The 21,985-nt window shown below is 70.9% G+C and carries 22 protein-coding genes; 9 read left to right on the top strand and 13 right to left on the bottom strand.

Translation table 11 applies throughout. From position 1 onward, the window contains the following. Nucleotides 1-27: 27 nt before the first annotated feature. Nucleotides 28-663: a uridine kinase family protein gene (locus N8I84_RS24925; RefSeq protein WP_263231624.1), complete on the top strand. Its 636-nt coding sequence runs from the start codon at nucleotides 28-30 to the stop codon at nucleotides 661-663. A gap of 184 nt (nucleotides 664-847) precedes the next feature. On the opposite strand, the gene N8I84_RS24920 is transcribed toward N8I84_RS24925, so the two are convergent. Further along, complete coding sequence (locus N8I84_RS24920) at nucleotides 848-1,621, bottom strand: SigE family RNA polymerase sigma factor (protein WP_263231623.1); 774 nt, start codon at nucleotides 1,619-1,621, stop codon at nucleotides 848-850. A gap of 263 nt (nucleotides 1,622-1,884) precedes the next feature. On the opposite strand from N8I84_RS24920, the gene afsQ1 reads away from it, so the two are divergent. The 5 genes from afsQ1 (at nucleotide 1,885) to N8I84_RS24895 (ending at nucleotide 5,798) form a co-directional block, all read left to right on the top strand. Next, nucleotides 1,885-2,562, top strand: a complete 678-nt coding sequence (gene afsQ1, locus N8I84_RS24915) for a two-component system response regulator AfsQ1 (protein WP_103837555.1) — start codon at nucleotides 1,885-1,887, stop codon at nucleotides 2,560-2,562. Continuing rightward, a complete protein-coding gene (locus N8I84_RS24910; RefSeq protein ID WP_263231622.1) occupies nucleotides 2,559-4,124 on the top strand; it encodes a sensor histidine kinase in 1,566 nt (521 codons plus the stop codon). Before afsQ1 ends, N8I84_RS24910 begins: the two co-directional genes overlap by 4 nt. Next, a complete protein-coding gene (locus N8I84_RS24905; RefSeq protein ID WP_263231620.1) occupies nucleotides 4,121-4,831 on the top strand; it encodes a hypothetical protein in 711 nt (236 codons plus the stop codon). Before N8I84_RS24910 ends, N8I84_RS24905 begins: the two co-directional genes overlap by 4 nt. A 79-nt stretch (nucleotides 4,832-4,910) precedes the next feature. After that, a complete protein-coding gene (locus N8I84_RS24900) occupies nucleotides 4,911-5,462 on the top strand; it encodes a VanZ family protein (protein ID WP_263231618.1) in 552 nt (183 codons plus the stop codon). Nucleotides 5,463-5,591: 129 nt separating this feature from the next. Next, nucleotides 5,592-5,798 (top strand): PspC domain-containing protein, encoded by a 207-nt coding sequence (locus tag N8I84_RS24895; protein WP_200418970.1) that lies wholly within the window; start codon nucleotides 5,592-5,594, stop codon nucleotides 5,796-5,798. A 67-nt stretch (nucleotides 5,799-5,865) separates the two neighbouring features. Here the strand turns inward: N8I84_RS24895 and N8I84_RS24890 are convergent, their stop codons facing one another. After that, nucleotides 5,866-6,216: an ATP-binding protein gene (locus N8I84_RS24890; protein WP_200418969.1), complete on the bottom strand. Its 351-nt coding sequence runs from the start codon at nucleotides 6,214-6,216 to the stop codon at nucleotides 5,866-5,868. Nucleotides 6,217-6,347: 131 nt separating this feature from the next. Beyond that, nucleotides 6,348-7,502, bottom strand: coding sequence for an adenosine deaminase (locus N8I84_RS24885; protein WP_263231617.1), 1,155 nt, complete (start codon nucleotides 7,500-7,502; stop codon nucleotides 6,348-6,350). Between the two features lie 113 nt (nucleotides 7,503-7,615). Between N8I84_RS24885 and N8I84_RS24880 the strand changes: the two genes are divergently transcribed. Continuing rightward, on the top strand, nucleotides 7,616-8,377 hold the full coding sequence (locus tag N8I84_RS24880; RefSeq protein ID WP_263231616.1) for an alpha/beta fold hydrolase: 762 nt from the start codon (nucleotides 7,616-7,618) through the stop codon (nucleotides 8,375-8,377). Between the two features lie 86 nt (nucleotides 8,378-8,463). Here N8I84_RS24880 and N8I84_RS24875 read toward each other — a convergent pair whose 3' ends face one another. Next, nucleotides 8,464-9,426 carry a LysR family transcriptional regulator gene (locus N8I84_RS24875; protein WP_263231615.1) on the bottom strand — a complete coding sequence of 321 codons (963 nt, stop codon included), beginning with the start codon at nucleotides 9,424-9,426 and terminating at the stop codon, nucleotides 8,464-8,466. Nucleotides 9,427-9,489: 63 nt separating this feature from the next. On the opposite strand from N8I84_RS24875, the gene N8I84_RS24870 reads away from it, so the two are divergent. Beyond that, nucleotides 9,490-10,770, top strand: coding sequence for an MFS transporter (locus tag N8I84_RS24870; protein WP_263231614.1), 1,281 nt, complete (start codon nucleotides 9,490-9,492; stop codon nucleotides 10,768-10,770). A 148-nt stretch (nucleotides 10,771-10,918) separates the two neighbouring features. Further along, nucleotides 10,919-11,926 carry a sigma-70 family RNA polymerase sigma factor gene (locus N8I84_RS24865; protein ID WP_263231613.1) on the top strand — a complete coding sequence of 336 codons (1,008 nt, stop codon included), beginning with the start codon at nucleotides 10,919-10,921 and terminating at the stop codon, nucleotides 11,924-11,926. On the opposite strand, the gene N8I84_RS24860 is transcribed toward N8I84_RS24865, so the two are convergent. From N8I84_RS24860 to N8I84_RS24820, 9 genes are all read right to left on the bottom strand, one after another. Beyond that, a complete protein-coding gene (locus N8I84_RS24860) occupies nucleotides 11,819-12,172 on the bottom strand; it encodes an STAS domain-containing protein (protein WP_263231612.1) in 354 nt (117 codons plus the stop codon). The two genes, N8I84_RS24865 and N8I84_RS24860, sit on opposite strands and share 108 nt — an antisense overlap. Before the next feature lie 50 nt (nucleotides 12,173-12,222). Beyond that, nucleotides 12,223-12,816 (bottom strand): Uma2 family endonuclease, encoded by a 594-nt coding sequence (locus N8I84_RS24855; RefSeq protein WP_263231611.1) that lies wholly within the window; start codon nucleotides 12,814-12,816, stop codon nucleotides 12,223-12,225. Nucleotides 12,817-12,911: 95 nt separating this feature from the next. After that, the gene (locus tag N8I84_RS24850) at nucleotides 12,912-14,195 is read right to left on the bottom strand and encodes a thymidine phosphorylase (RefSeq protein WP_263231610.1); all 1,284 of its coding nucleotides are present in this window, start codon (nucleotides 14,193-14,195) and stop codon (nucleotides 12,912-12,914) included. Nucleotides 14,196-14,287: 92 nt separating this feature from the next. Then, nucleotides 14,288-14,689, bottom strand: coding sequence for a cytidine deaminase (locus N8I84_RS24845; RefSeq protein ID WP_263231609.1), 402 nt, complete (start codon nucleotides 14,687-14,689; stop codon nucleotides 14,288-14,290). After that, nucleotides 14,686-15,972, bottom strand: a complete 1,287-nt coding sequence (locus tag N8I84_RS24840) for an ABC transporter permease (protein ID WP_263231608.1) — start codon at nucleotides 15,970-15,972, stop codon at nucleotides 14,686-14,688. Before N8I84_RS24840 ends, N8I84_RS24845 begins: the two co-directional genes overlap by 4 nt. Further along, nucleotides 15,972-17,099: an ABC transporter permease gene (locus tag N8I84_RS24835; protein WP_263231606.1), complete on the bottom strand. Its 1,128-nt coding sequence runs from the start codon at nucleotides 17,097-17,099 to the stop codon at nucleotides 15,972-15,974. Before N8I84_RS24835 ends, N8I84_RS24840 begins: the two co-directional genes overlap by 1 nt. Next, nucleotides 17,096-18,655 carry an ABC transporter ATP-binding protein gene (locus N8I84_RS24830; protein ID WP_263234877.1) on the bottom strand — a complete coding sequence of 520 codons (1,560 nt, stop codon included), beginning with the start codon at nucleotides 18,653-18,655 and terminating at the stop codon, nucleotides 17,096-17,098. Before N8I84_RS24830 ends, N8I84_RS24835 begins: the two co-directional genes overlap by 4 nt. A 204-nt stretch (nucleotides 18,656-18,859) precedes the next feature. Continuing rightward, nucleotides 18,860-19,912, bottom strand: coding sequence for a BMP family lipoprotein (locus N8I84_RS24825; protein WP_263231605.1), 1,053 nt, complete (start codon nucleotides 19,910-19,912; stop codon nucleotides 18,860-18,862). 517 nt (nucleotides 19,913-20,429) lie between these two features. Further along, complete coding sequence (locus tag N8I84_RS24820) at nucleotides 20,430-21,653, bottom strand: amidohydrolase (protein WP_263231603.1); 1,224 nt, start codon at nucleotides 21,651-21,653, stop codon at nucleotides 20,430-20,432. Nucleotides 21,654-21,985 lie beyond the last annotated feature (332 nt).

Below are 21,985 nucleotides of genomic sequence, written 5' to 3'. Positions count from 1 at the left end.
GTACGGAGTGCGTCACACTGGTGTCTCGTGAGCCTTCATCCCCCGGCCCCCGCCCGTGTCGTGCTGCTGTGCGGCCCCTCCGGCTCCGGCAAGTCCCTCGTCGCTGCCCGCTCCGGCCTGCCCGTGCTGCGGCTCGACGACTTCTACAAGGAGGGTGACGACCCCACACTGCCCCTGGTGGAGGGGAGTTCGGACATCGACTGGGACCATCCGCAGTCGTGGGACGCGGACGTCGCGGTCGCGGCCATCGCCGAACTGTGCGCCACGGGCCGTACGACCGTGCCGGTGTACGACATCGCCCTGAGCGCGCGTACGGGCGAGGAGACGCTGGACATCGACCGTGCTCCGGTGGTCATCGCGGAGGGCGTCTTCGCCGCCGAGATCACAGAGCGCTGCCGGGAGCTAGGGGTGCTCGCGGACGCGCTGTGCCTGACCCGTGGACCCCTCACCACGTTCCGCCGCCGCTTCCTGCGCGATCTGAGGGAGGGCCGCAAGTCGGTGCCGTTCCTGTTGCGCCGCGGCTGGCGGCTGATGCGCGCCGAGCGGTCGATCGTGGCCCGGCAGACGGCGCTCGGCGCGTACGCCTGCGACCGGGACGAGGCACTGAGCCGACTGGCCGCGGCGGCCGCGGGACGGCGGGCGTCGGTGGGTACGGCGGCGTAGCCCGTCCGTCCGAGGACGGCACGGGAAACAAGAACGGAAGCAAGAAGCGGGACTGGTTGGACCCCCGGCCCTCCAGTCCCGCTCCCCCGTGCTCCCCCGTGTTCCCCCGCGGTTCCCCCCCGGTACCGCTCCCCCGTTCCCCCGTTCCCCCGTTTCCCCCGTGCTCCCCGTGTCCCCCCGTCCCTCAGGCGACGAGCTCGCCGAAGGACTCCTCCTGGTCACGGCCGAAGCTGAGGACCTCGTCCTCACGCAGCCGGCGGAGCGACCGCCAGATGCTCGACTTCACCGTGCCCACACTGATGTCGAGGATCTCCGCGATCTCCGGGTCCGTGCGGCCCTCGTAGTAGCGCAGGACCAGCATGGTGCGCTGGAGTTCCGGCAGCCGGGCGAGCGCCTGCCACAGGACCGCGCGCAGCTCCGTACCGCGCATCGCGTCCGTGTCGCCGGGCGTCTCCGGCAGCTCCTCGGTCGGGTACTCGTTCAGCTTGCGGCGGCGCCACGCGCTGATGTGCAGGTTGGTCATCGTGCGGCGCAGGTAGCCCCCCACGGCGGCCTTGTCGCTGATCCGGTCCCACGCCCGGTAGGTCGAGAACAGGGCGCTCTGCAGCAGGTCCTCGGCCTCGAAGCGGTCACCGGTCAGGTGGTAGGCGGTGGCGTACAGGGAGGCGCGGCGCTCCTCGACGTAGGCGGTGAACTCCGCCTCGGTCGCGGAGCGGCGCTCCCCCGAGTCCTCCCCGTACGCGGCTCCCCCGTGTGTTTCCCCCGTGTGAGCGTCGACCACCGTCATGAACCCGGTGTGCTGACGCCCGGTGCCGCGAGCGCACCCCCGTCCTCCCCCACGCTCGAACACGCTCGCGCGGGAGGGACCCCCCTCTGCACCGGGCTTCTCAGACCCCCGGGTCACGTCGTGCAGACGCGTGACCACTGCGCTGGTACTTGTGCCCTGCAGCGTGTTCATCTCGCGCCCCCCGTCGTGGAGTCCCGGTCGTCGGCTCGCTTCCTTGCCTGTGCCGAAGAGCTTGCCCGGGCCAGTTCATGGCCGTGTCCGTCGACTGTCACAGAGCTGTCACAGGGGTCGTCCGCAGCCGTGCCACAGCCCGCTCACAGAGAACAGCGCTACGGCTACGCAGACGTCACGGGCAGTGGCGCCCTGCCGTGCGCGAGGGGCCGGAGCAGCACGACAGTCGAAAGACGGCCACGGCATGGGCCAGAATGACCCCCGTGCCTTCCCTGTTGCTGATCGAGGACGACGACGCCATCCGAACGGCCCTGGAGCTCTCACTGACGCGCCAGGGACACCGTGTGGCCACCGCTGCCACCGGCGAGGACGGTCTGAAGCTGCTGCGCGAGCAGCGGCCGGACCTGATCGTGCTGGACGTGATGCTGCCCGGCATCGACGGGTTCGAGGTGTGCCGGCGCATCCGGCGCACCGACCAGCTGCCGATCATCCTGCTGACCGCGCGCAGCGACGACATCGACGTCGTGGTCGGGCTGGAGTCCGGCGCCGACGACTATGTCGTCAAGCCCGTGCAGGGGCGGGTGCTGGACGCCCGGATCCGGGCCGTGCTGCGGCGCGGGGAGCGCGAGGCCAGCGATTCGGCGGCCTTCGGGAACCTGGTCATCGACCGGGCCGCGATGACCGTCACCAAGAACGGCCAGGACCTGCAGCTGACGCCGACCGAGCTGCGGCTGCTCCTGGAGCTGAGCCGGCGGCCCGGACAGGCGCTGTCCCGGCAGCAGCTGCTGCGGCTGGTGTGGGAGCACGACTACCTGGGCGACTCGCGGCTGGTCGACGCGTGTGTGCAGCGGCTGCGCGCCAAGGTGGAGGACGTACCGTCCTCGCCCACGCTCATTCGTACGGTCCGTGGGGTCGGATACCGGCTGGACGCGCCTCAGTGACCGATTCACCAGGGGGAATCCGCGGCTGGGCCGCGGCTCGCAGGACCGTACAGTCCCGTCTGCGCTTCACGAGTCTGCGGCTGCGCCTGGTCGTGGTGTTCGGGCTCGTGGCGCTGACCGCCGCCGTGTCGGCGTCCGGCATCGCGTACTGGCTGAACCGGGAGGCCGTGCTCACCCGCGCCCAGGACGCGGTGCTGCGCGACTTCCAGCAGGAGATGCAGAACCACGCGAGTTCGCTGCCGCCGCACCCGACGCAGGACGAGTTGCAGCGCACCGCCGGTCAGATGGCGAACAGCAGCCAGCGCTTCAGTGTGCTGCTGATCGCGCGGGACGAGCGCGGGAAGACGGTCGTCGGCAACTCCGACCTGGACTCCTTCACGCTGGAGGACGTGCCCCCGTCGCTGCGGAAGGCCGTCGACAAGCAGCAGAAGGTGTCCTCCACCAACAAGTACGCCCACCACCTGTACTGGCAGCGGATCGTGGAGGGCGGCAAGCCGTACCTGGTGGGCGGCGCCAAGGTGATCGGCGGCGGTACGACCGGCTACATGCTCAAGTCCCTGGAGCCGGAGGCCAAGGACCTCGACTCGCTCGCCTGGTCGCTCGGTATCGCCACCGGTCTCGCGCTGATCGGCTCGGCGCTGCTCGCGCAGGCCGCCGCCACGACCGTGCTGAAGCCGGTGCACCGCCTCGGCATCGCCGCCCGGCGCCTGGGCGAGGGCAAGCTGGACACCCGGCTGCGGGTGTCCGGCACGGACGAACTGGCCGAACTGTCACGGACGTTCAACCGCGCCGCGGAGTCCCTGGAGAAGACGGTCGCGGACATGAGCGCCCGCGAGGAGGCCTCCCGCCGCTTCGTCGCCGACATGTCCCACGAGCTGCGGACGCCGCTGACGGCGATCACGGCCGTCACGGAGGTACTGGAGGAGGAGCTTGACGCGGAGACCGGCAGCGTGGACCCGATGATCGAGCCGGCCGTGCGGCTGGTGGTCAGCGAGACCCGGCGGCTGGGCGACCTCGTCGAGAACCTGATGGAGGTCACCCGCTTCGACGCGGGCACGGCCCGGCTGGTCCTGGACGACGTGGACATCGCCGACCAGATCACCGCGTGCATCGACGCCCGCGCCTGGCTGGACGCCGTCGAGCTCGATGCCGAGCGCGGCAACATGGCCCGCCTGGACCCGCGCCGCCTCGACGTGATCCTCGCGAACCTGATCGGCAACGCCCTCAAGCACGGAGGTTCGCCGGTACGGGTCTCGGTGCGCGAGGAGGGCGAGGAGCTGGTCATCCGGGTGCGGGACCACGGCCCCGGCATCCCCGAGGACGTCCTGCCGCACGTCTTCGACCGCTTCTACAAGGCGAGCGCCTCCCGGCCGCGCTCCGAGGGCAGCGGCCTCGGTCTGTCCATCGCGCAGGAGAACGCGCACATCCACGGCGGCAGCATCAGCGCCGCCAACTCCCCGGAGGGCGGGGCGGTCTTCACACTGCGCCTGCCGCGCGACGCGTCACCGCTGATCGAGCAGGAGACGCGGAACGGGAACGGCACCGAGGAGAACGCGCGATGAGGGCACGGGGCGGACGCCTTACGGCGATACGGGGCGGTCGCCCGGCGGTGCTGCCGGGCCGACGCCGAGTGGCCGCACGCGGCACACGCCCGGTGGCGGTACGCCGCGCGCGCCGCTGGCTCGGCGTGCCGTTGCTGGCCGCGCTCCTGGCCGGCTGTGGGATCCGGGCCACCCAGGTGCCGACGGACTTCGGGCCGGCGCCGTCCCGGGTGCCGTGCGCGCTGTCCGGTGCGGACCTGGCCACGCAGGCGGGCCGCGGCATTCCCGTCCAGGTCTTCCTGCTGTGCGCCTCGCAGCTGGTGACGGTGGACCGTTCCGTGCACATCCCGGACGGCACGGCCGAGCGGCAGCGCCGGGTGCTGGTGGCGCAGGGGCTGCTCGACCAGCTCGCCATGACGCCGTCGCCCGCGGAGAAGCAGGCCGGCTACACGACGGACGTGGTCGGCGGCATGATTGTGAGCGGCCCGCGCGGCAAGGACCCGGAGGGCACGTTCCGGCTCAGCAGCCGCCTGCAGGACCTCACCTCCTCCGCCCTCGGGCAGATCGTCTGCACGTTCGCCGACTCGGAGGCGACCGCCGCCGACGACGGGACGGTCGTCCTCGGCGGCCCGGACGACCGGCCGCTGCGCCGCTACCGGTGCACGGCTCAGGTGCGGTCGCACCCGGGTGCGGTGGCGCCGCCGTCGACCGAGGTGACCGGCGAGTGAACCGTGGGCCGCGCCCCTGAGGTGAGCGGGCCCGTCACGAAGGGGAACCGATCGTGCCGGGAGCGGCGTCTTGGGGGGCGTGCAGCGTCAAGGCTCAATCGGCGGCAGCGCCGCGATCCGCGTCCGTGTGGCAGGGGGTGTCCTCCTCGTCGCACACCTGGCGCTCGTCGCCTGGATCACGCTGCGCCCCCTGGACGTGCCCTGGGTGAGGCCCGCCAACCTGCATCCGTTCTCCGGTATCAGAGCCGATCTCGCGCTGGGCTGGCCGGAGGCCGCCCGCCGCATCGGCGAGGGGCTCGCGCTGCTCGCGCCGCTCGGAGTGCTGCTGCCCATGGCGGGCGGACGGCTCGTCGTCTCCCCGCTCGCCTCGCTGGCCCGTACGGTCGCCGCGGGCACCCTGATCTCCCTGGGCATCGAGCTGCTGCAGACCGGGGTGCCCGGGCAGGTCGTGGACATCGACGCGATCCTGCTCAACACGGCCGGGGTGGCGCTGGCGCACCTCCTGGTCGTGCCCGCGGCACGGTTCCGGCTGCGCCGGCGGATGGAGTCCCGCAGCCTGGGCGCCCACCCCCGGGAGGAGCCCGCTCAGGGCCGGACCCCGACGATTCCCAGGGTCGGGATAGCTCCGTAGAGTGACGCTTCGTCCGCTTCGCCCCCGTAGCGTGGAACACGTCGAAAGCGCCGATGAGTTCGGCGCCGGCCCCCGGACTTCCGGCAGCCGCCGGAGCGGGGTTCCACCACGGTTCGCGAAGGAGCCACCATGACCGCCCTGTCCCGCCCCACCCACGGACGGATGATCGGCGGAGTGTGCGCAGCGCTGGCACGGCGCTTCGGCACCTCCGCGACCACGATGCGCGTGATCTTCCTGCTGTCCTGTCTGCTTCCGGGCCCGCAGTTCCTGCTCTACATAGCCCTGTGGATCCTGTTCCCCTCGGAGGACAAGGCGGCGGCCGGCACGGCCTGGTGACCTGCCGACCGCACGCACGCCGATGGGCGCCCCGAGCGGGGCGCCCATCGTGGTCGTGGGGGTTCGCTCAGCCCAGCGGGAGGCCGTTCACCGGCAGGCCGTGCGTGGGCAGCCCCTGCACCGGCAGCCCGCCGAGCAGCCCGGCGGCCGGCGCGACGGGGCCGTTGCGAAGGGCCTTCTCGGCGGCGGGCTGCGCGGCGGCCACCACGGTGCCGAGCGCGTTCTGCCCCTGGCCGAGCGCCTGGTCCGCGCCGGGCAGCGTCTTGGCGACGTTGCCCACGGGCAGCGCCTGGGTGACGGAGTCCAGTGCGGCGGTGTCCGGCACGGCGGGGGCCGCGCTCGCGACACCCGCGCCCGCGGCGGCGAAGGCGGCGCCGAGGGCGGCGACACCGAGGGTCCTGGCAGCAGACTGCTTCATGTTGAACGCGTCCTTGGGTCCGTTGACGGAGATCTGAGCGGTCCAAAACCGTAAACACGCGCCGACGGCCTCCGCAAACATACGAATACGGCCGGACGATGATCGACCGGCCGCATCGAAAAAGCCCTCCGTCAGCCCTCGGACGTCACGGAACCCCTGGTGGAGGCGCTCTGCTGGAACAGCCATTCGGACTTCAACTCGGCGTATCCCGGCTTGATGACGTCATTGATCATCGCCAGTCGTTCATCGAAAGGAATGAATGCTGACTTCATAGCATTGACGGAGAACCACTGGAGGTCGTCGAGCGTGTAGCCGAATGCCTCGACCAGGTGGTCGAATTCCCGGCTCATGCTCGTCCCGGACATCAGGCGGTTGTCCGTGTTCACCGTGGCGCGGAAATGCAGCCGCCGCAGCAGCCCGATGGGGTGGTCGGCGTACGAGTCGGCGGCGCCCGTCTGGAGGTTGGAGCTAGGGCACAGCTCCAGCGGGATGCGCTTGTCCCGCACGTAGGAGGCGAGGCGCCCGAGCTTGACCGTGCCGTCCTCGAGCACCTGGATGTCGTCGATGATGCGCACGCCGTGCCCGAGCCGGTCGGCGCCGCACCACTGCAGCGCCTGCCAGATGGACGGCAGCCCGAAGGCCTCCCCCGCGTGGATGGTGAAGTGGTTGTTCTCCCGCTTGAGGTACTCGAAGGCGTCGAGGTGCCGGGTGGGCGGGTATCCGGCCTCCGCTCCGGCGATGTCGAATCCCACGACCCCCAGGTCCCTGTACCGGTTGGCGAGTTCGGCGATCTCCAGGGCGCGGGCGGCGTGCCGCATGGCGGTGAGCAGGGCGCCGACGCGGATGCGGTGGCCGGCCGCCTTGGCCCGCCGCTCGCCCAGCCGGAAGCCCTCGTTGACCGCCTCGACGACCTCCTCCAGGGTGAGCCCGCCCTCCAGGTGCTGCTCGGGCGCGTACCGCACCTCGGCGTAGACGACGCCGTCCTCGGCGAGGTCCTCGGCGCACTCGGCGGCCACGCGCACCAGCGCCTCGCGGGTCTGCATCACGCCGACGGTGTGGGAGAAGGTCTCCAGGTACCGCTCCAGGGAACCGGAGTCGGCGGCCTCGCGGAACCAGACGCCGAGCTTGTCCGGGTCGGTCTCGGGGAGCCGGGTGTACCCGGTCTCGCGGGCGAGGTCGATGATCGTGCCGGGGCGCAGACCCCCGTCGAGGTGGTCGTGGAGCAGGACCTTGGGAGCCCGGCGGATCTGGTCCCAGCTCGGGGTGTTCTGGTGCTGGCTCGTCATTGCCGCACCATACGCCCTACGCGCGTAGAGCACGGGGTGCGGCAAGGCGTCGATACCCAAAGGTGACCCATCGGCCAGGTTTCGTACACCGTCGCTTCTGACACTGTTCTGTCATGGCACTTCAAGCGACGCCGGTTCGCAGGGCCCGGCTGGGGAGGGCGCTCGGCCCGGAACCGACGGCGGTGAGCGGTGCGGTGCTGCTGCTCCCCGGTGGTGACGAGATGTCCTCCCGAAGACCGCTCCCTGTGATGGCCACCGCCTCGGTCCGCGCGCTCGGCCGCCGGCTGACCCGGGCCGGGCACGGCGAAGGCCTGGTCACGCATGTCGTGCACTACCGCTACCGGGGCTGGAACGGCAGCGAGGCGCATCTGGCGCGGGACGCCGACTGGGCCGCCGAGGAGGTCGTCCGCCGCTACGGGGACGTGCCCGTCTGTCTGGTCGGCCTGGGCATGGGCGGCCGGGCGGCGCTGCGCGCGGCCGGGCACACGGCCGTCGACTCCGTTGTCGCGCTGTCCCCTTGGCTGCCCGAGGAGGACGTGGCGGCGCCCCCCGAACCGGTGAAACAGCTCGCCGGACGCCGGGTGCTGATCGTGCACGGCACGAACGACGAACGCACGGACCCGGAGCTGTCGTTCCGCCTGGCGGCGCGCGCGAAGAAGGCGAACCGCGACATCTGCCGCTTCGAAGTCCACTCCGACGGCCATGGGTTGCACCAGTACCGCTCCGAAGTCCACGCCCTGGCCGAGGACTTCGTGATGGGCTCCCTGTTCGGACGGGCGTTCTCCCGCCCGGTCCAGGACGCACTGGCGGCTCCGCCGCCGCTGGGGTTGAGGATGCCGCTGGCGGCGGGGTTCGGGAGGTCGCTGAGGAGGTGAGCCGGGGGCACCCCTTGAGGGCGCGGGACCGCGTCGACATGCGGCGCCTTCACGCGGGCGCGAGCGACCACGACGAACCTGTGCCCTCAGTCCGGCAGCAGCCGCCCCCTCCTCGACAGCAGAAACTTCTTGAAGGCCGCCACCGGCGGCGTGTCCACGTGCCCCGCGAGCCACGCCACGCCGATCTCCCGCGCCGCACGCGGCGCGGTGACCGTGAGCTCCACGACCCCGGGCCGAGGCACGGCCGGCGGTGGCAGCAGAGCCACCCCCAGACCCGCCGCGACCAAACCGCGCAGCGTCTCGGCCTCCTCGCCCTCGAAGGCGATCCGCGGCTTGAACCCCGCCTCGCGGCACAGGTCGTCGGTGATGCGCCGCATCCCGTACCCGGGCTCCAGGGTCACGAACGTCTCGTCGGCGGCTTCCGCGAGCCGTACGCGCCTGCGGCTCGCGAGCCGGTGGTCGGCGGGCACCACGAGCCGCAGCTTCTGCTCGTCCAGGCGCCGGGCGACCAGATCGGGCGCGTCCGGCACCGGAGAGGTCAGGCACAGGTCCAGCTCCCCCGCCCGCAGCCGCTCCAGCATCGCCTCGCCGTAGTTCTGGACCAGGCTGAAGCGGACGCGCGGATGGTCGGCGCGGAAGGCGTGGATCAGCCCGGGCACGGTCTCGGCGCCCATCGTGTGCAGAAAGCCGAAGGCGACCTTGCCGGCGGCCGGGTCGGCGTCCGCGCGCACCTCCTCCGCGGCCCGCTCGATCTCCGCGAGCGCACGCTCGACGGAGGCGAGGAACGTGCGCCCCGCCGGGGTGAGCGCGACCGTGCGGCCACGCCGGGCGAACAGCTCCACGCCCAGGTCCTCCTCGAGCCGGACCACGGCCCGGGACAGGGTGGACTGCGGGACCTGCATCTCCTGCGCGGCGCGCGTGACGTGCTCGGTGCGGGCGACGCCCGCGAAGTACGCGAGGCGCGGCGCGAGCAGGGTGACGATGTCTTCTGCGTCACTTGTGTCACTGAACGATGACAGCCGAGCGGCTGACCTCTGCTGATGCATCACGGGAACGATTATGGCGGTTCTGTGCATTGGACGGATCAACGGTCGTGTCCGTACGTTCGAGACATGCCTGCTGCCGATACCGGGGCGTCCACCACCATGGACGCCGATGCCGTCACCGTTCCTGCCCCCGACTCGCGGATGACCCCGGGCGGCCCCGGCTACCGCCGGATGAGCCTCGCGCTCTTCCTCGCCGGCGTCGCCACCTTCGCGCTCCTCTACTCCACGCAGGCCCTGCTGCCGCTCGTCTCCCGCGACTTCGGGGTGACGGCGAGCGCGGCGAGCTGGACGGTGTCCGGCGCGACCGGCGCACTGGCGCTGTTCGTCCTTCCCATGAGCGCCCTGTCCGAACGCTTCGGGCGGCGCACGCTGATGACGGCGTCGCTGGCCGTGGCCGTGACCGTCGGACTGCTCGTCCCCTTCGCCCCGTCGCTCGGCTCCCTGATCGTGCTGCGGGCGGTGCAGGGCGCGGCGCTGGCCGGTCTGCCCGCGTCGGCGACCGCGTACCTGGCCGAGGAGGTACGGCCCAAGGCCCTGGTCACGGCGATCGGTCTGTTCGTGGCCGGGAACAGTGTCGGCGGGATGAGCGGCCGGATCATCACCGGCTGGGTCGCGCAGGAGTGGGGCTGGCGGGTGGCCGTCGGCACGGTCGGTGTGATCGCGGTCGCGTGCGCGGTGGCGTTCCGTCTGCTCCTGCCGGCGCCGAAGCACTTCACGGCGGGTTCGCTGCGCCCGCGCGTGCTGGCCCGCACGGTCCGCGACCACCTCGCCAACCCGCTGCTGCGCCGGCTGTACGCGATCGGCGCGCTGTTCATGACGGTGTTCGGCGGTGTCTACACGGTGATCGGCTACCGCCTGACGGAGGCGCCGTTCGGGCTGCCGCAGGGCATCATCGGCTCGATCTTCCTGGTCTACCTGGTGGGCACGGTGTCGGCGTCGACGGCGGGGCGGCTGGTGGGCCGTCTGGGCCGCCGCGGGGCGCTGTACCTGGCGGGCGGCACGACCACGGCGGGCCTGCTGCTCTCCGTGGCGCCGTCGCTCCCCGTGGTCCTGCTGGGCCTCGTCCTGATCACCGCCGGGTTCTTCGCGGGCCACGCGGTGGCGTCGTCGGCGGTCAGCCACACGGCGAAGGAAGGCCGGGCTCAGGCGTCCGCGCTGTACCAGTCGGCGTACTACATCGGCTCCAGCACGGGCAGCACGCTCGGCGCGGTCGCGTTCCACGCGGCGGGCTGGGCCGGCACGGTGGGCATGGGCGTGCTGGCCGTCGTGGGCGTCGTGGTGATCACCCTGTTCGGGTCGCGGGCGGCGCGCATCGCAGCGCGCCGGGAGCCGGTGCCCGCGCACTGAGCCCGGCCCGGCCCCAAGATCGTCCTCGAAGCCGCTCCGACCTGGGTGTTCATGTGCTCCGGGAGCCGTTGTCAGTGGGCTGCTGTAGCTTCCGAAGTGCTGGGGCGCAATGGCGCGCGACAGGAACGGCCACAGGGGTGGGTGGACCATGGGTGAGGGCACGGCGACGGTGGAGGACCTCGACGTCCGGCTGGAGAAGCACAGGGTCGAGCTGACGGGGTACTGCTACCGGATGCTCGGCTCGTCCTTCGAGGCCGAGGACGCGGTGCAGGACACGATGGTCCGGGCCTGGCGGAGCTACGAGAAGTTCGAGGGCCGCTCCAGCCTGCGCTCGTGGCTGTACCGGATCGCGACGAACGTCTGCCTGGACATGCTGAACGCGGGCAACAAGCGGGCCCGCCCGATGGACCTGACCGAGGCCACACCGCTGGAGCGGGCCGCCCTCTCGCCGCGCCCGGACCACACATGGCTGGAGCCGATGCCGGACGCCCGCGTGCTGCCGACGACCGGGGACCCGGCGGAGGCGGCCGTCGCCAAGGAGTCCGTCCGCCTGGCCTTCATGGCGGCCCTGCAGCAGCTGCCGCCCAAGCAGCGCGCGGTGCTCATCCTGCGGGAGGTGCTGGCCTGGAAGGCGAGCGAGGTCGCCGAGCTGCTCGACACCTCGGTCGCCTCGGTCAACAGCGCGTTGCAGCGGGCGCGGGCGACGCTCTCGGAGAAGAGTGGCGAGGGGGCCGACGCGGCCGTCTCCGACCCCCTCGACGAGGAGCAGAAGAGACTCCTCGAGCGCTATGTGGCCGCCTTCGAGGGGTACGACATGGCGGCGCTGACGGCCCTGCTGCACGAGGACGCGGTGATGACGATGCCGCCGTTCGACCTGTGGCTGCGCGGCACCTCGGACATCACCGGTTTCATGACCACGCTCGGCGCCGCCTGCGCGGGTTCGCGGCTGGTCCCGGTCGCGGTGAACGGCCTGCCGGGCTTCGCCCAGTACAAGCCGGACCCGGAGAAGGGCGGCTTCACGGCCTGGGCGGTGCAGGTGCTGGAGACGTCAGGCGGCCGGATCACCGGGTTCCACTGCTTCCTCGACACCCAGCGCTGGTTCCCGCTGTTCGGGCTGCCCCTCGAGCTCGACCGGGAGGCCGACGAGGTCGAGTAGCGCGCGCAGGGCGGGCGCCGGGTCGCGCAGCTGGATACGGCCCCCGGCCCGCCGGGCGGCGAGCTGCAGCCGGGCCAATACGTCGACGGTGGCGAGGCGCACGGGCCTGAGGGCGCCGACGTCGCATACGACGACCCCGGCGCCGGTGGCCTTCAGCAGCGCTCGCACGTCGTCGCCGAGCTGCGCCACGTCGCCGGGGGCGACGGGTCCGGCCAGCACGAGTACGGGGGGTGTCTTGGCGTCCACGGAGGGTGGACCGGGCGGGGCCGTTCAACTCATCGGTGCGAAGCGCGCACCTACTGGGTCGGGAAATCGCTCGTGTCCAAGGTGAAACCGAACGGCTCAGGCAGGTCGATTACGTCGCCGAACTTGCCTGCGCGCAGAACGCGGTAGACATCGCCCTTCGGTTCCCCATACAACGTGACGGTGGGGCCGCCCGGGGCCCAGCCATCGATAAGGAGGTACAGGGGTACTCCGGCCTTGGCATAGCCGGCGGCCTTGGTGATCCGGTCGGTGTTCGCGTTGGACTTCGAGGTGATCTCCACAATCAGTTCGGCGGCACCTGCGGGGATGTACTCGTCGTCTTCACCATCCAATGCATCCTCTGGCGCCACCGCGAGGTCCGGGATGTAGAGGCTGTCTCGGGACGGGACGGCGGTGCCCAGAGTCGGGTAGAGGCCCCAGTCGTCCGGAAGCACATCGGACAGGCGGCGAATCACCTTGCTGACGATCTTGTTGTGGGCCTTGGACGGCGGTGGTGCCACGGTGACGATCCCCTCGATGATCTCCACCCTGCAGCCCTCCGGGGCGTCCGTCTCCTGCCAGATCCGGACGAGGCCGTCCCACTCGTGGCCGCTGGCCGTCGCGTGGTCGACGGTGAGTGCGCTCATGGCGGTCTCCTATCGGTACGTCACCGATCCCAGCATGCCGAACGGGACCGGCACAGGTCCACCGATCCCGTTCACCCGAAAGAAGAAACCCCAGGTCAGGCGATACGTTCCAGCACCACCGGCGACGCCGTGAAGTCCGCCCCGTCCGCCGCGATGTCGTACGACCCTTCCACGGCCTGCAGCGCGTACTCGAAGCGCTCCGGCGTGTCCGTGTGCAGGGTCAGCAGGGGCTGGCCCTCCGTCACCGTGTCGCCCGGCTTGGCGTGCATCTCCACGCCCGCCGCCGCCTGCACCGGGTCCTCCTTGCGGGCCCGACCCGCGCCCAGGCGCCAGGCGGCGACACCGATGTCGTAGGCGTCGAGGCGGGTCAGGACACCCGACGAGGGGGCCTTGATCACGTGCTGCTCCTTCGACGTCGGCAGCGGCGCGTCCGGGTCGCCGCCCTGGGCCGCGATCATGCGACGCCAGACGTCCATCGCGGTGCCGTCCGCCAGGGCCTTCGCCGGGTCCGCGTCCTTCACACCGGCCGCGTCGAGCATCTCGCGGGCCAGGGCGATCGTCAGCTCGACCACGTCGGCCGGGCCGCCACCCGCCAGGACCTCCACCGACTCGCGGACCTCCAGCGCGTTGCCCGCGGTCAGGCCCAGCGGGGTCGACATGTCGGTCAGCAGCGCGATCGTCTTCACGCCGTGGTCCGTGCCGAGGCCCACCATCGTCCGCGCCAGTTCACGGGCGTCGTCGAGGGTCTTCATGAAGGCGCCCGAACCGACCTTCACGTCCAGGACCAGCGAGCCCGTGCCCTCAGCGATCTTCTTCGACATGATGGAGGAGGCGATCAGGGGGATGGCCTCCACCGTGCCCGTCACGTCGCGGAGCGCGTACAGCTTCTTGTCGGCGGGTGCCAGGCCGTCGCCCGCCGCGCAGATCACGGCGCCGACACCGTCCAGGACGGAGAGCATCTCCTCGTTCGACAGCAGTGCGCGCCAGCCCGGGATCGACTCCAGCTTGTCCAGCGTGCCGCCGGTGTGGCCGAGGCCCCGGCCCGACAGCTGCGGGACCGCCGCGCCGCAGGCGGCGACCAGCGGGGCCAGCGGCAGCGTGATCTTGTCGCCGACGCCGCCCGTCGAGTGCTTGTCGGCCGTCGGGCGGGAGAGGGACGAGAAGTCCATGCGCTCGCCCGACGCGATCATCGCCGCCGTCCAGCGGGCGATCTCGCGGCGGTTCATGCCGTTGAGCAGGATGGCCATCGCGAGCGCGGACATCTGCTCGTCGGCGACCTCGCCCCGCGTGTACGCGTCGATGACCCAGTCGATCTGCTCGTCGCTCAGCTCACCGCGGTCCCGCTTGGTGCGGATGACGGAGATGGCGTCCATGGCCATGGGTTCCTTCCGGAGGTTCGAAGGACCTTCAGGTCCGAAGGTGTGCGGCCCCCCTGAGCCGTAGAGATCAACTCAGAGGGGCCGCACAGGAGTTACTTGGTGAGGTGGTCCGGGCCGAAAGCCTGCGGCAGCATCTCCGACAGCGGCAGGACCCCCGCCGGAGAGTCCACCAGCAGATCGGGGCCGCCGAACTCGTACAGCAGCTGGCGGCAGCGACCGCACGGGACGAGCAGCTCGCCCTCGCCGTTCACGCAGGTGAAGTGCGTGAGCCGGCCGCCCCCGGTGTTCTGCAGCTGCGAGACGAGCCCGCACTCGGCGCACAGGCTCAGGCCGTAGGAGGCGTTCTCGACGTTGCAGCCGGTGACGGTCCGCCCGTCCTCGACGAGGGCCGCCACGCCGACCCGGTAGCCGGAGTAGGGGGCGTAGGCGCGGGACATCGCCGCGCGCGCCTCCTCCCTGAGGGCCGCCCAGTCGAACGTCGCGGGGTCGGTCACTTGCCCTGTCCCTTCCGGTACCGCATGCCGTCGGCCTTGGGCATCCGCAGGCGCTGCGCGGACAACGACAGTACAAGCAGGGTGACGACGTACGGGGTCGCGCCGACGAAGTCGCTCGGGACCGTGTCGGTGAGCAGGTACCAGACCAGCACCAGGGCGGCCATGACCAGGCTGACCACGCCCTGCACCATCGCCTTGCGGTACAGCTTCCAGCCGGCCAGGGCGACGAGCAGGACGACCAGCAGGAGCAGCAGCGCGTGCACGGTCGTACCGCCGTTGCGCAGCTGGAGCGCGTCGGAGTAGCCGAACAGGCCTGCGCCCATCGCCAGGCCGCCCGGGCGCCAGTTGCCGAAGATCATCGCCGCGAGGCCGATGTAGCCGCGGCCGCCGGTCTGGCCCTCCAGGTACGTGTGCGAGGTGACCAGCGCCAGGAAGGCGCCGCCGAGGCCGGCGAGGCCGCCGGAGACGGCCACGGCCGCGTACTTGTAGGTGTAGACGTTGACGCCGAGTGACTCGGCGGCGGCCGGGTTCTCGCCGCAGGAGCGCAGCCGCAGACCGAACGGGGTGCGCCACAGCAGCCACCAGCTGGCGAGGAACAGTACCGCTGCCAGGACCGTGATCACAGACAGGTTGGTGACCAGGCCGCCGAGGATGCCGGCGATGTCGGAGATCAGGAACCAGTGGTGGTTCTCGATCGAGTGCAGGCCGTCGGAGAGGCCGGGCACGGTGACGTCGGGCAGGTTGCCGACCGGCGGGGACTGCTTGGGGTTGCCGCCCGCGTTCGCCGCCGCGCCATTGGTGAAGAACAGCTTGGCGAGGTACTGGGTGGCGCCGAGCGCGAGCAGGTTGATCGCGACACCGGAGACGATGTGGTCGACACCGAAGGTGATGGTGGCGACGCCGTGCACCAGGCCTCCGACGACACCGAAGCCGATGCCCATGAGCAGGCCGAGCCAGGGGCTGGTCTGCCAGCCGATCCACCCGGCGCCGAAGGTGCCGAGGATCATCATGCCCTCGAGGCCGATGTTGACCACACCGGCGCGCTCGGACCACAGGCCGGCGAGACCGGCGAGGCCGATGGGCACGGCGAGGCCGAGGGCGGCGCTGACCTGGCCGGCGGAGTCGAGGTCCTGCGAGCCGGTGATCATGCGGACCGCGGCCAGGAGCAGTAGCGCACCCGCGACGATGATGAGGATCTGGCCGAGCGAGCGGCCGGAGCGCTGGGGGGCGTCGCCCGCCTTGGGCGCCGCGGGCGGCGGCGCGTCGGTCATCGTGGCAGTCATCACGCCACCTCCTGCTTCTTCGTCTGGGCGGCGGCCTGGGCGGCGAGTTCGGCGCCGACCTTCTGCTGCTGGCGCTTCAGGCCGTAGCGGCGTACGACCTCGTAGGCGATGACGACGCAGAGCACGATGACGCCCTGGATGACGCCGAGGATTTCCTTGTCGTAGCCCTGGAATTCCAGGTGGTTGGTGGTGCGCTCCAGGAAGCCCCAGAGCAGGGCGCCGAGCGCGATGCCGACCGGGTTGTTGCGGCCGAGCAGCGCGATGGCGATGCCGGTGAAGCCGATGCCCGCCGGGAAGTCGCTGCTGAACTGGTAGCTGTCGTTGAGCAGGGTCGGCATGCCGATCAGACCGGCCACCGCACCCGAGATGATCATGCTGGTGACGACCATCTTCTTCACCGAGACACCGCTGGCGGTCGCCGCGCTCTCGGACTGGCCGACGGTGCGCAGGTCGTAACCGAACCGGGTGCGGCCGAGCACGAACCAGTACGCGATGCCGACGATCACGGCGATGAAGATGAAGCCCCACAGGTCACCGGCCGGGCCGGTGTTGATGCTGAAGAAGTGCGAGGCCGAGGGCAGCGGCTTGGTGGCGACGACGGTGCCGCCCTGCTGGAGCTGGGCCAGCTTTCCGGGCTGGAGCAGGTAGGCGATGATCGCGGTGGCGATCGAGTTCAGCATGATCGTCGAGATGACCTCGCTGACGCCGCGGGTCACCTTCAGGATGCCGGCGATGGCCGCCCACACGGCGCCGGTCGCCATGGCGCAGACCAGGATCAGGATGATGGAGAGCCATCCCGGCGTGGTCAGCGCACCGCCGAGGACGGCGGCGAAGAACGCGGCGAGCCGGTACTGGCCGTCGACGCCGATGTTGAACAGGTTCATCCGGAAGCCGATGGCCACCGAGACGCCCGCCAGGTAGTAGGTGGTCGCCTTGTTGAGGATGTAGACCTGGCTGTCGCTGGCGAAGCCGTAGGTCACCATGTCGTTGAAGGCGGGGCCGGGGTTCTTGCCGGTCGCGAGGATCACCAGGGCGGTGACGACCAGCGCGGCGACGACCGCCAGCACCGGCGCGGCGATGCCGAGGAACAGCCGCTCCTTGTCGATCCGTGAGGTCAGCTTGTTCATCGCGCGTCGTCCTCTGTGTGCTCCAGGTGGCCGGTGGCCGCACCGGTCATGGCGGAGCCCAGCTCTTCGGGGGTGATGGTGGCGGGGTCGGCGTCGGCGACCAGACGGCCGCGGTACATCACCCGCAGGGTGTCGGAGAGCCCGATCAGCTCGTCCAGGTCGGCCGAGATCAGCAGCACGGCCAGGCCCTCGCGGCGGGCCTCGCGGATGTAGTCCCAGATGGCCGCCTGGGCGCCGACGTCCACACCGCGGGTGGGGTGGGCGGCGATGAGCAGCTTGGGGTTGTGGCTCATCTCGCGGCCGACGATCAGCTTCTGCTGGTTGCCGCCGGACAGCGAGGCCGCGGTGACGTCGATGCCGGGCGTGCGGACGTCGTAGGCCTGCACGATCCGCTCGGTGTCGGCGCGGGCCGCCTTGATGTCGATGAGGCCGCCGCGCGAGTTGGGCCTCTCGGTGACGTGGCCGAGGATGCGGTTCTCCCACAGCGGGGCTTCCAGCAGCAGGCCGTGGCGGTGGCGGTCCTCGGGGATGTAGCCGATGCCGGCCTCGCGGCGGCTGCGGGTGGCGGCCTGGGAGATGTCGGTGCCGTCGAGGGTGATCACGCCGGCGTCCGGGTGGCGCATGCCCATGATCGCCTCGACCAGCTCGGACTGGCCGTTGCCCTCCACACCGGCGATGCCGAGGACCTCGCCCTTGTGGATCGTGAAGGAGATCTCGTCGAGGATGATCCGCTCGATGCCGTCGAGGTCGGTCTGCGCCAGGTGCAGGCCGTCGACCGTGAGCATCGGGACGTCCGTGACCGTGGACTCCGCGGTTTCCGGGGTGGGCAGCTCGCTGCCGACCATCATCTCGGCGAGCTGCTTGGGGGTGGTGCGCGACGGCTCGGCGGTGCCGACCGTCGTACCGCGCCGGATGACGGTGATCTCGTCGGCGACCGACAGCACCTCGCCCAGCTTGTGGGAGATGAAGATGACGGTGAGGCCCTCGGACTTCAGCTCACGCAGGTTGTCGAAAAGCGCGTCGACCTCCTGCGGCACGAGCACGGCGGTCGGCTCGTCCAGGATGAGGGTCTTGGCGCCGCGGTAGAGGACCTTGAGGATCTCCACGCGCTGGCGGTCGGCGACGCCCAGCTCCTCCACGAGCACGTCCGGGCGGACGTTGAGACCGTACGCGTCGGAGATCTCCTTGATCTTCGCACGGGCCTTGTTCCCGATGCCGTACAGCTTCTCCGCGCCGAGGACGACGTTCTCCAGCACGGTGAGGTTGTCGGCGAGCATGAAGTGCTGGTGCACCATGCCGATGCCGCGGGCGATGGCGTCACCCGGGTTGTGGAAGACGACCTGTTCGCCATTGACCGTGATGGTGCCCTCGTCCGGCTGCTGCATGCCGTAAAGGATCTTCATCAGGGTGGACTTGCCGGCGCCGTTCTCACCGCACAGGGCGTGGACGGTGCCCGTGCGGACCGTGATGTCGATATCGCGGTTGGCGACGACGCCGGGAAAACGCTTGGTGATGCCGCGCAGTTCGACGGCAGCGGGAGGGCTGGACGCGTTGATGGCGCACTCTCCTCGGGGAAAGGGGCTGCGTGGGGGAGGTGGCGGGCGTCGGCGACGCTAGCGCGGCAACTCCACGCTACACGCGTAGAGTTGACACATTGTTATGGCTCGGCGGGGAGCTTGCGCAAGCTGCCCCCGCGCCGAGCCTGAAATCCGGCGGTCCGGCCGGATCGCCTGGTCGACGGGCCGGCCGGACCTGTCAGGTCACGGGGTCGTCTTGACCTTGATCTGACCGTCGACGATCTTCTTCTTCGCGGCGTCCAGCTTGGGCTGGATGTCGTTGATGAAGCCGCCGCTGGTGGCCAGCGAGACGCCGCCCTTGGCCAGCGAGTAGACGTTGTTGCCGGTCAGCGGCTTGCCGTCCTTGACGGACTTGATGAAGTCGAACACGCCGACGTCGACGTTCTTGACCATGGAGGTCAGGATCGAGCTCTTGTACTGGGCCAGACCCGGGATGTTGTACTGGTCGGAGTCCACGCCGATGGCCCAAGCGCCCTTGGCACCGTGCACGGCCTCGATCGCGCCGTTGCCGGAGGAGCCGGCGGCCGTGTAGATGACGTCGGCGCCGTTGTCCAGCATGCCCTGCGCGGCCTGCTGCCCCTTGTCGGGGCTGGAGAAGCCGGAGAAGTCCTGACCGTGGGACAGGTACTGGACGTCGACCTTGACCTTCGGGTTGGTGTCGTGCACGCCCTGGACGTAACCCGCCTCGAACTTCTTGATCAGCGGGTTGTCGACGCCGCCGATGAAGCCGACGTGGTCCTTCTTGGTCTTCAGCGCCGCGGCGACACCGGCGAGGTAGGAGCCCTGCTCCTCGGTGAACGTGATGCTGTTGACGTTCGCGCCCTGAACGACCGAGTCGACGAGGCCGAAGCTGGTCTTCGGGTACTTCGCGGCGATCTTGGTCACGGCGGGGGCGTAGGAGAAACCGACGGCGACGATCGGGTTGTAACCCGCGTCCGCCAGGTCCTGCAGGCGCTGCTCGCGGTCGGCCTCGGTGTCCGACGTCTTCGCGGTCAGCTCCTTTATGGAGCCGCCCAATTCCTTCTCGGCCTTGTCGGCACCACGCGCGGCGGAGTCGTTGAAGGAGCGGTCACCACGGCCGCCGACGTCGTAGGCAAGGCCGATCTTGATGCCCTTGCCGCCACTGGAGGGCGACGAGCTGCTGTTGTCGGAGGAGGTGCTGCCACAGGCAGTGGCAGTCACGGCGAGGGCTGCGGTGGCGATACACGCAGCGGAAAGCTTGGCCACCCGGCGCATGGAATGAGACTCCTTTGTGCGAGCGCCCAATCCAGGCGCTGGTTCCGCGGCAGCGTAACGCGCGTAGACAATCCGGAAAACCCCTCATTGCCAGAGCGTTATCCGACCGTTTTGAACCGTGTGAACCCTGGGCAGCGATTCCCACGGTAGACCCGGCGCCCTCGGCGCTCGGACGTGATGTACGCGATAGTTGCGCCACCGAGATCCTTCTCGGGCCGACTCGGGCTGGATCTTCTCGCGGCCGCCCACCGCCAGTATCCCTCAGCGAGACGCATCCCCGCAGGTCGGACCGGCCTGCGGTGCCCTCGGACGTACGGGCGCTGCGCGTCGGGCCCCGGCACGACGGCCACCGTCCACGACCCGTGGGTCAACGCCCGTGGGAGCGGGATCCGCGTTCCCTCGCGTGCGCGGGTGCCGTGCTCAGGGGGCGGCCCGATGCCCCGCACGATCCCTGCGGTCGTGCGGGGGCGGTTCTGTCCTTGCCCGATACGGTGATCAACGACTTCCTGCGGGAGCCCTACCGCTCCTGCGCGTCCAGCAGTGCCGCCGCCGTGAACAGTTCCACGCCCACCGTGATGGCGTGCTCGTCCGCGTCGAAGTCCCCCTGGTGCAGGTCCCGCACCACTCGGTCCCCGGGGCGGCGGACGCCGAGGCGGGCCATGGCGCCGGGCACCTTCTCCAGGTACCAGGAGAAGTCCTCGCCGCCGAGGCTCTGCTCGGTGTCCTCCACGGAGTGGGCACCGCGCCGTGCGGTCATCGCGTCGCGCAGGAGTTCGGTGGCACCGGCCTCGTTGACGACCGGCGGCACCCCGCGGACGTAGTTGATCTCGGGCTTGGCCTTGTACTGGTTGGCGATCTCGTCGACCGCCGCGTGCACCAGGTCCGGCGCCTGCCGCCAGGCGTCGAGGTCCAGGCAGCGTACGGTCCCGGAGATCTCGGCGTGCTGGGGGATCACGTTGCAGGCGTGCCCGGACTCGATGCGCCCCCAGGTGACCGAGAGCCCGCTGCGGGCGTCGACGCGGCGCGCGACCATCCCCGGCACCTCGGCGGCGACACGCGCGGCGGCCAGCACCAGGTCCGTGGTGAGGTGCGGGCGGGCGGTGTGGCCGCCCGGGCCGTCGAGCGCGACCTCGAGCCGGTCGCAGGCGGAGGTGATGGGGCCGTGCCGCAGCCCGATGCGCCCTGCGTCGACCTTGGGGTCGCAGTGCACGGCGATGATCCGCCCGACCCCCTCCAGGACACCGGACTCGATGGCGTCGGCGGCCCCGCCCGGCAGGACCTCCTCGGCGGCCTGGAAGACCAGCCGCACCGGCCGCGGCAGCCGCCCCTCGCGGTGCAGCTCGGCGAGGACGAGTCCGGCGCCGAGGACGACCGTGGTGTGCACGTCGTGGCCGCAGGCGTGGGCGCGGTCCGGCACGGTGGACCGGTAGGCGCAGTCGGTCTTGGTGTCCGGGATGGGGAGCGCGTCGATGTCCGCGCGGAGCGCGAGCATCGGGCGTACGCCGTCCGGGTCGCCGATGTCACACACGAGTCCGGTCCCGGTGTCGAGGACGCGCGGCGTGAGACCCGCCTGCTCCAGGCGGGCCTTGATCGCGGCGGTCGTGCGGAACTCCTGGTGGCCGAGTTCAGGGTGCATGTGCAGGTCGCGACGGAAGGCGACGAGTTCGGCGTGCAGCGCCTCGGACAGCGCGCCGGGAAGCACCGCTTCACCGGGGTGATCGGCCTCGGACTCTAGGGACATCAATTGGTTCACCCTTTGAAGGGTAAGGCGATCGGGCGGCCGACCTCCCTGCGATCAACAAAACTTCAGCCCGTCAGGGGAGGAAAATCTGGCCGCACGCCGCATGGTCGGCTGTGGGGATGGGTAAACTCGCCGGGCTTTCCGGGCGACGGAATCGGGCCGGGGGTCGAGAGCGGGGCCGCGGGGGTGACCGCGGCGGCCTCCCGGCGCCGTGGGGGGCGCCCGGTGATCCCAGTACGGGACCGCTTCCGTGTACGGGCGTCCCGTTACGTGAACGCTCGAAGGGTTCCGAGCGATTCCCGTACATCACGGATACCACGTCACGCCGCCTT

The sequence above is a fragment of the Streptomyces cynarae genome (assembly GCF_025642135.1).
In the GTDB taxonomy this organism is placed as follows: domain Bacteria; phylum Actinomycetota; class Actinomycetes; order Streptomycetales; family Streptomycetaceae; genus Streptomyces; species Streptomyces cynarae.
Note: the sequence above shows the minus strand (reverse complement) of the source record. Positions and strands in the feature narration are given on the sequence as shown.

Coding starts and splice junctions, on each gene's coding strand:
- N8I84_RS24920 (WP_263231623.1), bottom strand. CDS start 1,621: ATGAACACGCTGCAGGGCACAAGTACCAGCGCAGTGGTCACGCGTCTG.
- N8I84_RS24905 (WP_263231620.1), top strand. CDS start 4,121: ATGAGGGCACGGGGCGGACGCCTTACGGCGATACGGGGCGGTCGCCCG.
- N8I84_RS24895 (WP_200418970.1), top strand. CDS start 5,592: ATGACCGCCCTGTCCCGCCCCACCCACGGACGGATGATCGGCGGAGTG.
- N8I84_RS24890 (WP_200418969.1), bottom strand. CDS start 6,216: ATGAAGCAGTCTGCTGCCAGGACCCTCGGTGTCGCCGCCCTCGGCGCC.
- N8I84_RS24885 (WP_263231617.1), bottom strand. CDS start 7,502: ATGACGAGCCAGCACCAGAACACCCCGAGCTGGGACCAGATCCGCCGG.
- N8I84_RS24880 (WP_263231616.1), top strand. CDS start 7,616: ATGGCACTTCAAGCGACGCCGGTTCGCAGGGCCCGGCTGGGGAGGGCG.
- N8I84_RS24870 (WP_263231614.1), top strand. CDS start 9,490: ATGCCTGCTGCCGATACCGGGGCGTCCACCACCATGGACGCCGATGCC.
- N8I84_RS24865 (WP_263231613.1), top strand. CDS start 10,919: ATGGGTGAGGGCACGGCGACGGTGGAGGACCTCGACGTCCGGCTGGAG.
- N8I84_RS24855 (WP_263231611.1), bottom strand. CDS start 12,816: ATGAGCGCACTCACCGTCGACCACGCGACGGCCAGCGGCCACGAGTGG.
- N8I84_RS24850 (WP_263231610.1), bottom strand. CDS start 14,195: ATGGCCATGGACGCCATCTCCGTCATCCGCACCAAGCGGGACCGCGGT.
- N8I84_RS24840 (WP_263231608.1), bottom strand. CDS start 15,972: ATGACTGCCACGATGACCGACGCGCCGCCGCCCGCGGCGCCCAAGGCG.
- N8I84_RS24835 (WP_263231606.1), bottom strand. CDS start 17,099: ATGAACAAGCTGACCTCACGGATCGACAAGGAGCGGCTGTTCCTCGGC.
- N8I84_RS24825 (WP_263231605.1), bottom strand. CDS start 19,912: ATGCGCCGGGTGGCCAAGCTTTCCGCTGCGTGTATCGCCACCGCAGCC.
- N8I84_RS24820 (WP_263231603.1), bottom strand. CDS start 21,653: ATGTCCCTAGAGTCCGAGGCCGATCACCCCGGTGAAGCGGTGCTTCCC.